The sequence below is a fragment of the Providencia sp. PROV114 genome (genome assembly GCF_032704305.1).
In the GTDB taxonomy this organism is placed as follows: domain Bacteria; phylum Pseudomonadota; class Gammaproteobacteria; order Enterobacterales; family Enterobacteriaceae; genus Providencia; species Providencia rettgeri.
Window position 1 is genome coordinate 1056895 of sequence record NZ_CP120528.1, and the last position, 14407, is coordinate 1071301.

A 14407-nucleotide genomic window follows, 5' to 3' on the forward strand; every position below is an offset into this window, starting at 1 on the left:
TCGCATATTCTACCGAATTAATACCAATTAATCTGAACAACTATTCATTTTGTGCTGAAAATGGTGAAAGGAAATTAGGCGGTTTAAATTAAATAGAGATAAAAAGTGAAGGCCAGACTATATACTTGGGTTATAGCCCAGCCTTTATGGTTGTGTACTAGGTAAAATACGTGCCGATTTCGATAAAGATTTTAATTAAGATACTATTTGAAATATCGACAATAAATGCACCCACCATAGGCACCACTAAAAAGGCTTTATGGGAAGGGCTGAATGCTTTAGTGACGGTCTGCATGTTAGCGATAGCGGTTGGTGTTGCACCCATTCCAAATCCACAGTGCCCGGCACTAATAACAACGGCGTCATAATCTTTGCCCATCATTTTAAAGGTAACAAATGTTGCAAATAAAACCATAACCACCGTTTGTACTGCAATAATAATCAGAACAGGGCCTGCCATACTAGCGAGTTGACCGAATTTTAAGGACATTAGCGCCATTGCTAAGAATAATGACAAGGCTACGCTACCTAATACATCAACGGTTGGTTCAAAAACTTCATGTTTAAATATATGTGTTAAGACATTGCGAATAATAATACCGACAAATAAGCACCAAACAAAGGTTGGCAATTGCATGACGGTATCTTTAAAATATTCGCTAATATAGCCACCAACAACAATACAGATAATTAGCATTGAGATGGTTTCAATAACATTATTGGCATTAATTTTACGTTTAACACTCGGTTGTTCGAAAGCTTCAACGATGGTTTCTTTTTCGAGTTCAGTACTTTTAGGGATCGCAACTTTTTTCAATAAATGGCGAGCAACAGGGCCACCAATTAACCCACCGAGGACTAAGCCTAAGGTTGCACACGCCATAGCTAATTCAACAGCACCTGTCACACCATATTTATCAGCTAATATTGGTCCCCAAGCCCCTGCATTACCGTGGCCACCCGTAAGTGTGATTGAACCCGCAATTAAACCAATAAATGGACTTTCATTAAGCATGACAGCCATTCCCATACCAACGGTATTTTGAATAGCAATTAATATAGTCACTGCTATCGTTAATAAGACAAGTGGCTTACCACCTTTTATTAAACGCGAAAAATCTGAGCTTAATCCAATTGATGAAAAGAACGTAATCATCAAAATGCTTTGTAGTGAAGCATCAAAAGTAAATGAATACCCTGCAGTTTTATCAACAATTAATAGAATGATAGCAACAATAAAGCCGCCAACAACGGCTTCAGGGATATGGTTTTTTTGTAGAAAAGGTGTGTATTTGACAACAAACATACCAATCAACAGCGCCAAACAAGCGACTAATAAAGTGTAGCTGGCATCTAGGATCATTATTTTACCTCAAGTTAGTTTACCAGAACTTTCACTGTTGTTATTTAACATTAGCGATAAATTAAGTTACTTTGTGCAACTTTTATTTAACAATGAGTTTTGTTTGGGTATCTATAACTTTTAGTTAACCCTAGCCTGAGTATTAAATGGGTGACAACGAGGTCTTATATGCAAATTTTCTTAGCTAAAAATAGCGAGAGACAGCATGAACAGCAGGTTTCTGTTGAAAGGGATCATTTTGAAGATGGCATGTAAGGATAAAATTGTTTTTTTTGGGAACTCATGTAACTGAAGGCTTATGCTACCAAGTAATTATAAGAAGTGTGATGTACAACATAAAAGAAAATGGACAGATTAGAGTGAAAAATGAGGTAAATAATCCATTATTGGATAATGAGTGAAAATATTGTCTAGCCTATAGATAGGACAATCTTCAGAGATCAGGGGACGGCGTTGCCGTTAGCGTTAAATATACGACCTTTTATCAATAGCAAATCGTTGATGGTTACTTTTGAATATAATAAGTACAAATATAATCATTAAACGCTATTTGATAATTTTGTTTTAGGTTTATATTTATTTTTTTTACCATCTTATTGAGACTGTCTAATTTGGATGTTATTTAATAGCTTGTTTTCATAAGTATATTGTCATTACCTTTATTTTTGAGAGATATAAAAGAAAAATTCACCTGAATATATCGTTAATTAATTTTTTGCTATAGTACCTAATTACAATGGGTTAGATTATATTTTGATTATTTAATAATGAGATGGCATGTAAGTTTAACAGGGTGTTTCAAATCTAAATTTTTTATTTATTAGATAATTTGAAGATTATTTATGGAGTGTTTTAAATGCAAAAAACGATCCGTCAAGTCACCTATGATTTATTACGTAAATTGGGTATTACAACCATTTTTGGCAATCCAGGTTCGACAGAAGAAACATTTTTAAAAGATTTTCCGAGTGATTTTCGTTATATCCAAACATTACAGGAAGCCTCTGCTGTTGCCGCCGCAGATGGTTACGCGCAGGGAATGCGTAAAGTTGCGATGGTGAATGTGCATACTTCCGCAGGGTTAAGTAATGCCATGAGTAATATTTTGACTGCCTATATGAACCGAACACCATTAATTATTACGGCGGGAAATCAAACACGAGAAATGTTATTGATTGAGCCTTGGCTAACCAACATTGAGCCTGAAACGTTGCCAAAACCCTGGGTAAAATGGAGCTATCAACCAGTGCGTGCGGAAGACGTCCCCGCTGCTTTTATGCGAGCGTATGCAATGGCTCTGCAACCACCTGCTGGGCCAGTATTTTTATCTATCCCACTGGATGATTGGGATAAGCCCGCACTAGCACAAGAAGCTGTTGTTCGTTCTGTACCGCAGCGCATTGGTTATGATCCAGCTCGACTACAAGAGTTTGCTTCAGCACTATCGAATGCGAAGAATCCTGTACTTATTTATGGTTCCGCCATTGCAAGAGGGGAAGGTTGGGATATCGGCATTAAACTTGCTGAAAAATTAAATGCTCCAGTGTGGGCTGCGCCTGCATCTGAACGGCCGCCATTCCCAGAAACTCATCCTCTGTATGCAGGTGGGTTACCTTTTGCGACAAAACCGTTATCTGAAAAACTCGAAGGACATGATTTAGCCATTGTTATTGGAGCTCCTGTATTTAGGTATTACCCTTATGTTGCAGGCAGTTATATCCCTGAAGGACTGAAATTACTACACATTACAGATGACCCAATCGAAGTGGCTAGAGCTCCTATTGGAGATAGCTTGTTAAGTGATGCTGTACTCGCACTAGAAGGGTTAATTAACTTGGTTGCGCCTCGTACTGGGACAAAAACGGTGGAAAAACAACCTCATGGAATGGCACCGTACCCAGCTGCAGCTGAACAAGGCAGTAATAGCCCAACACTGAGTGCAACGCAATTATTTCGCACCTTGAGGGAAGTTTCACCAAAAGAAACCGTCTTGGTGGAAGAGTCCCCTTCAAACCTCGGTGAACTTCATCGTGAATGGCCAATTGAATTTCCTGATTCATTCTATACTTTTGCAAGTGGTTCATTAGGCTGGAATTTACCAGCAAGTGTGGGAATTGCATTAGCCGAAAGGGACAGCGGGCGCCATCGCCCAGTGATGGCAATTATTGGTGATGGCTCTATGCAGTATTCAATTCAAGGCTTATGGAGTGCTGCGCAGCAGAACTTACCTATTGTGTTTATCATTCCGAAAAACAATGAATATGGCATTTTAAAATCATTTGCAGTATTGGAGGAAACACCAGGGGTTCCGGGGCTTGATATTCCAAATTTAGATATCGTGGCTTTAGGAAAAGGATATGGTTGTGCTGCGGTGAGAGCCAAAACGATAGAAGACATTAAGCAAGCCTGTGAAGAGGCATTTAGGCGTAATGGACCAACAGTGATTGAAGTGCCTATTTTACCGTCAATTCCTCCACTGATTTAACTATGTATCGTTGATTAAATGGCTCCTAATTAGGGGCTATTTACTTCAAAGTGTGAGGCCGCTATTTGGGTAGCTGAATTAATGCCAGTGGAACTGACTTCGATCCTAGTGGTAGCAAAAAACGCCTATTTAACAGGGGATTCTGTTGATTGGGAAAATCAGTTGATGAGTGTCACGCAATGCGCGAATTATTTAGCTGAGCGTATTCGTATTTATTCTTAGGTAGCTTAAATCAATGTGTCTTTTGATGCTTTCTTAATACCAATCAAATGACGTTTGCTTGATGTTTAATGAATCAAAAAGCAAATGGCTTATACTGCATTATTGTTTTATTAATAATGAAATAAAAATGACTAAAAAATCGATAAACCCGGCTTCTATCTTTAATTCTTTGCAGTATGGCTTTAGCCAAGCTATAGAAATAACGGGAACCCGACAATTATTTTTATCGGGTCAGGTTGGAGTAAATGCCGCGGAAGAAACTGTTGCTGGGGGTATTTACGAACAAACCGTACAATCATTAATCAATATTGAATATGTATTGCATGAGGCAGGTGGTGATTTATCTCAGGTGGCTATGCTACGTATTTATATCAAAGAGGGCTTTAATAGCCATGAGGAACAAGCGGATATTGCGAAAGCATTAAAAGAAAAGTTTCCAAACAATCCTCCTGCTTCATCTTGGGTTATTGTTTCTGGGCTTTCCTTGCCGGAATGGTTAATAGAAATAGAAGCTCATGCAGTTTTAAACTAAATTAATTAGAATAGAAAAGCCGACAGTGGAAAAATCGGCTTTTCTGGCACTAATGGTTTAGTGTTTCACTAGTGTTGAGAAATAATAAACAAGAGGTACCGCAAGTATCCACAAGCTAATTGGAATTTCTCTCCACTTGCCAGCAACGGCTTTAATTAAGATATAGAATAACAACCCACCGGCGATACCCGTACCAAAGCTATTAGCGATTAGCGTAATCATCACCATCATTAATACGGGTAAGCCATCGGTAAAATTGCCTAAGTCTACTTTTCGTAAACCACTGAACATATTTAGTCCAATTAAAATCAGAGCAGGAGCCGTGGCTTGTGCTGGGATCATTAATGCGATTGGTGTAAATAGCAGCATTAATAAAAACATAAAGGCTGCAGCAAGAGCTGTCATACCTGTTTTACCTCCAGCCTCTGCCGCCGCTGAGGACTCAATAAGTGCGGTTGCGGCTGGAATACCGACCCATGGGCCTAGTGCTGCAGCAATTGAGTCAACGAGAAAGGGACGGTTAATATTGGGCATATTACCTTCTTTATCTAATAAACCAGCTTCTCCGCCAACCGCTAATGTTGTCCCCATGGTTGAGAAAAATTCAGCAGCAAAAAAGACAAATAAGAAAGGAAGAAACGCGATATTTAATGCGCCAATTAAGTCTACATGCCCTAATACAGGAGCCACAGAATGTGGAATACCAATAAAGCTTTCAGGTAATTTTGTGACACCAAAAGGAATACCTAAGAGGGTTGCAAATAAAATAGCCCATAAAATTCCGCCCGGTATTTTGCGAGCTTGTAGTGCAATTGCAACGAAAAAGCCAGCAAGTGCAACTAATGCTCCGGGGGAAAGAAAATCACCAAGCATTAATGCATTTGTTTTTGGGTTAGCGAGTACTAATCCTGCATTTCGAAAGCCTAATACGGCAACGAAAAGACCAATTGATGCAGTTAATCCGAGTTTAATTGATTGTGGGACAGAGCGCGTAACAACTTCACGCAAACCAAATTTAGTTAATAGGAAAAATAAGATCCCTGACCAACAAGCAATGCCGAGCCCTATTTGCCAGTCAATACCTTCACTGCCTGCAAGTGTAATACCGACAAGGACTGAGCCTCCAATACCAGGGCCAACAATAAAAGGTAAGTTTGCATAGAATGCCATTAATAAACTGGCAATGACGAAGACAATAATTGTTCCGGTGGTTGCGGCTCCTTTATCCATCCCTCCAACGGCAAGTAAACCGGGGATCACCACGAGCAAGTAAGCTGCGGCTAAAAAACCGGTCACCCCAGCTAAACACTCTGTTTTTACTGAACTGCCGCGCTCACGTAAAGCAAAGCGCCTTTCTAGCCAACTCCCTGATGTTGGCGTATTTATTGAATTGTCAGCCATTAATTGGCTCTCCTATCATTATTATTAATTTTCTATGCGTGCTTAGCAGTATGGATGACAGCGTCAACGATTTGACGTGTTGTTCCATCCGTTAATCCTAAATCGGTTAAATGTGGGCCTGCATTGCAAGCAAGACAGGTTCCTTCAATAGCCTTAAAGACTCGATAAGGTGGCTCCCAATCAGCGATTTCACTGCTTAATTCACGCAATTGGCGAAATTGAGCAGCCAGCTCAGTTGCGGGTAAATCAGATAGCATACCGGCAATTGGCATAGCGACATGAGCTAAAACCTGACCATTTTGTACTAACGCCATACCTCCGCCACTCTCGATTAATAAATTAGCGGCGATGGCCATATCATCAGGGTCACGACCAAGGACAACGAGGTTATGTGAATCGTGTGAATAGCTAGTCGCAATGGCTCCGCGTAATTCCCCCCAACCCTCAAGTAAGGCTATCTGAGGTAAAGCATCGTGGCGGCCGTGACGGTGTTGAACTCGAATAAGGCTGAAATTATTCGGCACTTGTACCACGCTATTTTTGATTTGTACGTCAATTTCGCCCCATTGGGTAAAACGTGCCCCACGAATATGACGTAAACGCGCACTACCATTATTGATTCCATCAATTTTTAACGTGCAATCATTTGGGGTGATTGGCGAGAGTTGCATGGTGTCTCGCGGTGGTAAAATATCATTATGTGCACTTAATGCATTGATAAGTTGGTTATTTTCTGCAATTTTTTGGCCTGATACATACACGGCTTGTGCTTTCAACGTTTCCAATGAATCGAAGATGACTAAATTTGCTTTTCTCCCTGCAGCAATTAGGCCAAGGTCATGGCGTTGCAAGCGTATTGCAGCATTAAATGTAGCAAAGCGTAGTACGTCCGTTGCTGGCATTCCATGCTCAATTAACAGGTTTAATAACGCAATAATGCCACCTTTTTCAATTAATATGTCGGGAGGCACGTCATCCGTGCATACTGTGATTTGTGATGACAAATGCGGTAAGGATTTTAATGTGGCAACAATATCAGGAAGGAGGTAAGGATGTGAGCCACGAATTTGTAATGTAAGGCCCGCACGTAGCTTTTCAAGGGCATCTTCAGCCGAGGTTAACTCGTGATCAGAGGTGACGCCGGCAGCCAGATATGCTTGGAGATCAGCTCCTTTTAAACCTCTTGCATGGCCTTCTATAAGCTTGCCTGATGTAATTCCTGCATTTAGAATTTCTTCCATTCTGTCACTGCCATGGAGCACACCAAACATATCCATGACCTCGGCCACGCCACGAACTTCCGGCCAACTCAGCATGGTTGACATTTCATTCCCAGCAAAGTCTGCTCCAGACATTTCTAAGCCAGGTGTTGATGGCACTGACGAAGGGGCTGCAACCATGACATCTAGCGGTAAATTTCGGCTAGAATCAATAGCATAACGTACACCTTCTAGGCCTAATACATTGGCAAGCTCATGGGGATCCCAAAATACAGCCGTTGTTCCTTGAGCTAGAACTATTTCGGCATAGCGTACAGGGGGTAAGTGTGAGCTTTCTAAATGGACATGAGTGTCTATTAAGCCAGGTGAAATGAAATAGCCTGATAAATCATGGGTTTCATTTGCGTCCGTACGGGTTCCAGTAGGATGAACGCTAGCAATTAGGTTGCCGGTGATCCCGATATCTGCAAAGCGAACTTCACCGGTTACCATATCAACAATATTGGCATTAGCGAGTAAAAGGTCAAAAGGCTTTTCGCCTTTAGCAGATTGAATGACGTGACGCCTATTTTGTTCTGTTATGCACATAAAGATACCATTCCTACAATTTATGATTGTTACTTTATGAGCAACGCAAACGTTTGCCAAGATGATAAAATTTATCATGTGATAAGAAATGGTTATAATGAATCGAGATATTGGCTAATCCAATAAAAGTAAAAGAACATTATTATGATAGAACCTTGGCAGAGGCTGCCTGCACTCACGCTCAAACAGCTACAGTATTTTGTGACGTTAGCGAAACTTCGTCATTTTACCGAGACCGCTAATCGTCTAGCGGTAAGTCAACCTGCTTTGAGTAGTGCTTTGCGGCAAATAGAGACGGTTATCGGAGGAAAGCTAATTAATCGCACAGCTTCATCCGTAACATTAACGGAGCTAGGTGCTGCAATTTTGCCACATGCACAGCAAATACTGAGTGTTTCTCATCGCGCATTTAGTGAAATTCAAAAAATAATCGCGGAAGGAGGGGATGGAACATTACGTATTGGCTTAGTTCCTTCCGTAAGTTCTCTGTTATTTCCTGCTGTGCCTGAACTATTAAATCAATATTTTCCGAGGCTTAATATTGAGTTTTATGACCAAACGAATGACGCTTTGATTAATAAACTTATCAATCATGAAATTGATTTCGGTATTGGGGTGTTAGATAGTTCAGTACCTCAGAATTTAGCTATTTTTCCACTACAAGATGACCCTTTTGTGGCTGTTATCCATAATGATGACGCAGTAGCGGATAATAGATTTCATATGCCATGGAAGCTACTCAATAACCGTGATGTGGCTGTATTTTCGAAGGGTAATATTCAACGCTTGGTCGCTGCGACAGTGGAAAGTCACCGTTTAAAATTAAAGATTCGCTATCAAGTGGATTACATTGAAACGCTATATGGCTTAGTTCGCTCAAAACTCGCGATTGCGATTTTACCACAGCTTTATACTGTACATTTACGTGATCCAGAATTGAAAGTTTTACAATTACAACAACCCGAGTTAACTCGTACAGTAGCCTTAATTCGCAATAGCCAACAAACGACGCCGTTAATGGATGAGGTTTTTCAGGTATTGTTAAAAGTATTGCGTGATAATAACGCATAAGTTATATCCATTAAATTGGTAACTACCGCATTTATCGTAAAGTTATTTTATTCGAATAACTGAATAATGGTTTCTAATATCGAAAATAATATTTTAAAGAGCGTCATACAATAGCTCTAATTTTTAGTTAATAAGTCAGGGTTAATGATTTTTGGAATAACATTATGAATACTATACTAAAATATAGCTGTTTTATAACTGTAACTATATTACTTTCCGCTTGTGACGATATGGAACTTTTAAGTGGTAAGGGTAAGTTTTATTATAGTAATCCAAGTACAAACACGATTACGTTTAAGCTAGATGGCAAAGGTTATGATGTTTTACCGGATGATAAAGGCGTTGTTTTACTTTCTAGTGGACCACACAAATTAGTTAGTGGTGAAGGTGACGTGACGGATTTCTTTGTTTTTGAAAATAACTCTGGCGGGATTATTAACCCAAATCATTTTGTTTACTACACCTTGTCTGAAGTTTATGCTGTTGATGGTAAAGAAGATAGGTTTAAACCTGCTAGCTATCCCATTACAATTAATGGGCACGAACTTGAGCTACCGGCCCGCAGTTCTAACGCAACGCTTATTGATGCAAATATATTTAGGTGTAGCTACCCAGTAGGAGAAAGCTTTCCTGATTCAATCACACTCTATGATGATAAGTTAGATGGAAATATTAAATCTAAATGCTTTGATAAACATGAATTAATTGCCTATTTAGATAATGAATATGGGCAAAAATTATTACCGGATCCTGCTAATCATGAAGCTGCAGATTCTATCAATATGGCATTTATATATGAAGTTCCAACTGTTACTTTTGATAATACGGATGTACAGATAAAAGCCGAAAAATTAATTCAGTTAGCTACACGATTAAAAAATACTGATGATGTTGATATCCATAAAGAATTAAACCAAGAATTTCACCATGCTATTACTGAGTTAGTACATGAGCAGGCTCGAAGCGCTTCATCAAACTCTGTTACAGAAAATATAAAGTATAATAATTTTATTCAAGAAATTAATGTAGTAAGAGAACATGGTATTTGGTTAAAACAGTAATGGTTTAAGGGGATATACTATTTATATACTTACTTAGGAAGATTATTTTCAAGTAATAATTTTTGGAATTAATTAAGAAAATGCTTATTAAGTATACAGAGTAATCTTATTTTAAATAACTGATGAAAAAGCCAGATTGGTATGGTTATATTAACCACACCAAGGAACTCGGCGATGAATTTATCCATACAATCCGTTTTCACCGTCATATCAGCTGCATTTTTGTTTTTATTTTCCTCTATTGCTAGTAGTACTACTATTATTAATACTAAAAAAGATCCCGATATTTTAGATTTAGTGTTTATTCTCGATAAAAGTGGTTCAATGTCAGGATTCGAAACCGATACAATCGGTGGATATAATAGTGTATTAACTGAAAATAAGGGAAAAAAAGCAAAAACCTACATTACAACTATTTTATTTAATGACAAAACAAGTTTACTTCATAATAGAGAACCCATTGAAAAGGTTTCTAATCTAACACTTGATGATTATCCCGTTGGTGGCTATACCGCATTATTAGATGCGATAGGAGACGGCATTGAAAAAATGCAAGAAAATAGAAAGGTTACAAAAAATAATAATGTTCTTTTTGTGATAATTACAGATGGACAAGAAAATAGTAGCCGTAAATATTCTCAAGCAAAAATTAAAGCCATGATTAAGTCCGCAGAAACAGAAGATAAATGGGATTTTATTTTCTTGGGAGCGAATATTGATGCCATTTCTGAAGCAGAAAATATTGGAATTAAAAGTTCAAATGCCACTGGTTATGTCCAAGATGGGACTGGATACGACAAGGCTTACCGTGCGGTAAATAAAGCGGTGGAAGCTAAACAAAAGTCTGCGCCAATATCAGAGGATTGGAAACAAGAAGTTGAAGCGGATGTGAAGGAACGAAAAAAAAAATAATATGTTCAAATCTACGCAGTATTTTATTATTTAAAATGCCTAATAGTTGATGATAGAGTTGCCAGTAAAGCCCCTATAGCAAGGGTAATAGGGGCTTTTATTTTATTATTATCATTATTTAGTTTGTTTTAAGGCTGTAAACATTTTTTCAGCAAGTATGTTTTGTGCCGACTCGATTCCTGGTAATACAAAGTAGTACCCACCACCAAAGGGCTTGATATAGCGTTCAAGCGGTTCACCATTAAGGCGCTTTTGAGTGTCGATAAAGCCTGTTTTTAAATTTTTCTGAAAAGAGACGAAAATTAAACCCATATCGAGAGCCCCTGTTTCGGTTAACCCGAGTGAATAGCTGTAGCTTCTTCGCCTTAGTTTTGCGGTATAACGTTCAGGATTACGGGGTTCTGCACGGCGCATATGGGAATCAAATAAAATACGGTCACCATGAGGGTCTTGGCCAAACTCAGGATCATCGTGCTCCTTTTTCATGCCGATAGGGGCTCCTGAATCTTTATGCCGACCAAAATCATTTTCTTGATCTTCTAATGGCGTTCTATCCCAAAATTCTAAATTAAAGCGAATGAGACGTACTGCTTGGTATGTCCCTCCGTCACACCAAGATGGTTCTTGACTGCCTTTTGTTATCCAAATTAATTCGTTCATCAATAAATTGTCATCAGCGGGTGCATTTCCCGTTCCATCCTTAAAACCAAAAAGATTGATAGGAGTGGAATGGTTATCAATATCTCGTGCAGGTAAGAAGCCGTCGATTTTCCAGAGAGGAAAGCTGTATGGAGAAATATGACGCAAAATATCACGTAATGCATAGATAACGCTTTCTTGGCTATTCGCGCATATTTGTAGAAGAAGATCGCCACCACACCATTTCTGCTCTAACCTATCGTTGGGGAAACTGATCATTTCACTAAGATATTTAGGCTTGATTTTATTTAATCCGAACCGGTTATCAAACAGAGAGTTACCTAAAGCAACGGTGATGGTTAGTGAGTCGGGTTGCTGTTGCGTTCCCAGAATACCGGATTCAGCGGGAGGCATTTTATCATTATTGATTGAAGGTGCTTTTTGGGGTTGGGTTAAATCAGCAATGCGCTGGGTCAGTAGAGTAAAAACAGTCTGTAATTCTTCGATGGAATTTGCCGTCATATTAAATGCGATAAAGGAGGCATTTTTGGGTTCAGGCGTCAAAACACCGGCTTGGTGTGGCCCAAGATAATTGATTGCTTTGTCATAAGTGAGTTGGCAATCGGCGATTTTATCTTGTGCTTTTAATGCTGGGGCGGCTAAAACTGCACTACTAATTGCGAGCATTTTTAGGGCATTACGCCGGGACATTCCGTTGGTTTGCAATATATTTCTCAGTTTAGCTTGCATAAATGTATGCCTTAATATTTATAGTAAACATCGACATCGAGCTCAGCACGTAATTTTGCTAAAGTTTCGGCTTGCTGAGTGAGTAATGAATAAAGCGCCATTTTGTCTTTGAGTTGTAATTGGCTATAAGGTTGATATGTCGTATTTGATAGTTGATATGACTGCATTATTTGGTTAATCAGTTGGTCATTTTTTTGTATTTTTTCAAGGGTCTCTGGCTTGATAAAAGGCTTAATAATTTCAATTATCTTTTGTGACCCTTTTAAATTAGCAGCAATATCAGTTAAATCAGACAAACTGTAGATATTTTCTTTACCGCCCAATTTTGTTTCTAAGATCATTTCAATAAAATCAGCTGAGGCTTGCACGAGCTTAGGAATTTCAATGGTTTCAGTTGCTACCCGTTTATACAAATCACGCCCTTTAAGTAATAATTCTTGGTTTGCCGTTGAGGCAAGTTCAGTATTTTTTTGCATAAATAATTGGTATTCAACAAGATGAAACCCCGTAAAGCGGTAATCAGTTTCTTTATCAAGGAAGTAATCGGCTCTTGGATTAATTGTTCTATCCGTATTACCAAATAAAATAATAATCGGGCGTACTGTTTCATAATGTTGGTGAGCCTGAATATACGCGGCTTGGGCTTGTTCTAGCTTTCCTTGTTGTAAACTCTGTTGTAACAATTCCAATTGCGTCACCATTTCTGCCAATTCAGCAGTGGCAAAGGCTAAATAGGTTTGGATAGCATGTTGATATTTTTCAGGAGTAGGAATATCCCCTTTAGCGATAATGATGTTATCCCCTGTTTGTACAGGGGATCTCAGTGCTTTACCTTGAACTAAGTTAGGTAGTGCCATACTGAGTATTAAGCTAATCGAGACCCATTTGATGTTATGCCTCAGTGAGCTAGACATTTTTTTTGCTCCGAGTAAACAATGGGATCACAATAGCCCAATAAAGGATAAAGGTAATGACACTGAGCCAAATAGGCTGTGAACGATAGGCAAAGAAAGATGAGATAAAATTACCAGCAATACCCGAATCGTCAAGAAATGCAGTTGTATCCCAAGCGGGATAAATTAAAAAATCAGGGATGGAAAAATCATATTCAATCAGTAAGTTAGCGCTTTCTTCTACCCCTTTAAGTAGGAGAGATAACGCGAGGAATAATAGAATAACGCCGGTAACCTTAAAGAAGATAGACCATGAAACTAAACGATTTGTTAATAAGAATGCATAGAGTGTAAGGCCTGCAATTGCAATTCCACCACCGACTTCAATAAAGAAAGCCGATGCATTAGACGCGGTTAACGACATAATAAAGCTAGATAAAAAGACGACGATTTCGCTTCCTTCACGGGCAATGGCAATGGCAATAATCAATGCGGCGCCCCACCAGTTATGGTGAGCCGCATTACGGCTTATTCCTGATTCAATTTCTGATTTCATTGAGCTGCCATGCTTGTTCATCCAATACACCATTTGGACAATCAGGATACAAGCGAGTAGCTCCATAAAAATCATAAACAGTGATTGCCCTGTATCATCAAGGACATTAAATACGCCATAGATGAGAAGTGCGAGTAAGATGGAGGTAATAACCCCAATAGCGACTCCGGCCCAAAGGTATTTCATACCATTATGTGCGTCAGGGTGACGTTTAATCCACGCATAAATAATACCAATGACAAGCAACGCTTCAAAACTTTCACGCCACACAACAAACAGAACTTGTCCCATGCTAAATCCTTTTATTTCGCAATGATCTCGCCTTTGGGGTGAGAAAGGTGGAAGTCATCAAAAAAAGTATATGTGCCAGGTTTCAATGGTGCGATAACAACAACAGAGCTTGCTCCGGGGGCTAAAACTTTTTCTTTTCTTAATTGAATACTTTCAAATTCTGCGGGCTCAGTGCCTGTATTGGTAATTTTAATGCGGATAATTGTTTTTGCAGGGACTTCAAGAACTCGCGGGATAAGATCACCATTTTTCATTTCTAATTCGACAGTATATTTTTCTGCAGCAAATGAAGATAGGGGAATTATTGTACAAGTGATAACCAGTAAAAAGCTCAGTAATGTTTTCATTTTGGCTTGGTTTATCCTTTTATAACGACAAACAAAAAAGGGCTTACGCAAGAAAATTCCCTTGGTTAAGCCCTTA

The 14407-nt window shown here is 38.9% G+C and carries 12 protein-coding genes and 1 pseudogene; 6 read left to right on the plus strand and 7 right to left on the minus strand.

Translation table 11 applies throughout. The annotated features are described in order from the left end of the window. Positions 1–157: 157 nt before the first annotated feature. Positions 158–1363 (minus strand): sodium/glutamate symporter, encoded by a 1206-nt coding sequence (gltS, locus tag P3L37_RS04590; RefSeq protein ID WP_004913824.1) that lies wholly within the window; start codon positions 1361–1363, stop codon positions 158–160. A gap of 856 nt (positions 1364–2219) precedes the next feature. Between gltS and mdlC the strand changes: the two genes are divergently transcribed. The 3 genes and pseudogenes from mdlC to P3L37_RS04605 all read left to right on the plus strand — a co-directional run bounded on the left by mdlC (position 2220) and on the right by P3L37_RS04605 (position 4602). After that, positions 2220–3848 (plus strand): benzoylformate decarboxylase, encoded by a 1629-nt coding sequence (gene mdlC, locus P3L37_RS04595; RefSeq protein ID WP_110732221.1) that lies wholly within the window; start codon positions 2220–2222, stop codon positions 3846–3848. Between the two features lie 48 nt (positions 3849–3896). Next, a pseudogene (locus P3L37_RS04600) lies at positions 3897–4070 on the plus strand (aminoglycoside adenylyltransferase domain-containing protein); the annotation flags it as partial. A gap of 61 nt (positions 4071–4131) precedes the next feature. Next, on the plus strand, positions 4132–4602 hold the full coding sequence (locus P3L37_RS04605; RefSeq protein WP_226537885.1) for a RidA family protein: 471 nt from the start codon (positions 4132–4134) through the stop codon (positions 4600–4602). A 57-nt stretch (positions 4603–4659) separates the two neighbouring features. Here P3L37_RS04605 and P3L37_RS04610 read toward each other — a convergent pair whose 3' ends face one another. Both P3L37_RS04610 and P3L37_RS04615 read right to left on the minus strand, forming a co-directional pair. Further along, positions 4660–6003 carry an NCS2 family permease gene (locus tag P3L37_RS04610; RefSeq protein ID WP_109912024.1) on the minus strand — a complete coding sequence of 448 codons (1344 nt, stop codon included), beginning with the start codon at positions 6001–6003 and terminating at the stop codon, positions 4660–4662. Between the two features lie 32 nt (positions 6004–6035). Continuing rightward, positions 6036–7811 carry an adenine deaminase gene (locus P3L37_RS04615; RefSeq protein WP_117162681.1) on the minus strand — a complete coding sequence of 592 codons (1776 nt, stop codon included), beginning with the start codon at positions 7809–7811 and terminating at the stop codon, positions 6036–6038. A 144-nt stretch (positions 7812–7955) separates the two neighbouring features. Between P3L37_RS04615 and P3L37_RS04620 the strand changes: the two genes are divergently transcribed. From P3L37_RS04620 to P3L37_RS04630, 3 genes are all read left to right on the plus strand, one after another. After that, positions 7956–8882: a LysR family transcriptional regulator gene (locus P3L37_RS04620; RefSeq protein ID WP_109912026.1), complete on the plus strand. Its 927-nt coding sequence runs from the start codon at positions 7956–7958 to the stop codon at positions 8880–8882. Between the two features lie 164 nt (positions 8883–9046). Further along, the gene (locus P3L37_RS04625; protein WP_222960372.1) at positions 9047–9943 is read left to right on the plus strand and encodes a hypothetical protein; all 897 of its coding nucleotides are present in this window, start codon (positions 9047–9049) and stop codon (positions 9941–9943) included. Positions 9944–10117: 174 nt separating this feature from the next. Beyond that, positions 10118–10855, plus strand: a complete 738-nt coding sequence (locus P3L37_RS04630; RefSeq protein ID WP_109912028.1) for a vWA domain-containing protein — start codon at positions 10118–10120, stop codon at positions 10853–10855. Between the two features lie 114 nt (positions 10856–10969). Here the strand turns inward: P3L37_RS04630 and efeB are convergent, their stop codons facing one another. The 4 genes from efeB to P3L37_RS04650 are packed head-to-tail and all read right to left on the minus strand — an operon-like array spanning position 10970 to position 14331. Then, complete coding sequence (gene efeB, locus P3L37_RS04635) at positions 10970–12244, minus strand: iron uptake transporter deferrochelatase/peroxidase subunit (RefSeq protein ID WP_110732218.1); 1275 nt, start codon at positions 12242–12244, stop codon at positions 10970–10972. Between the two features lie 11 nt (positions 12245–12255). Further along, positions 12256–13158 (minus strand): EfeM/EfeO family lipoprotein, encoded by a 903-nt coding sequence (locus tag P3L37_RS04640; RefSeq protein WP_109912030.1) that lies wholly within the window; start codon positions 13156–13158, stop codon positions 12256–12258. Further along, entirely contained in the window at positions 13151–13984 is an 834-nt protein-coding gene (locus tag P3L37_RS04645; protein WP_004913791.1) for an FTR1 family protein, read from the minus strand. Before P3L37_RS04645 ends, P3L37_RS04640 begins: the two co-directional genes overlap by 8 nt. A gap of 11 nt (positions 13985–13995) precedes the next feature. Beyond that, on the minus strand, positions 13996–14331 hold the full coding sequence (locus P3L37_RS04650) for a cupredoxin domain-containing protein (RefSeq protein ID WP_110732217.1): 336 nt from the start codon (positions 14329–14331) through the stop codon (positions 13996–13998). Positions 14332–14407 lie beyond the last annotated feature (76 nt).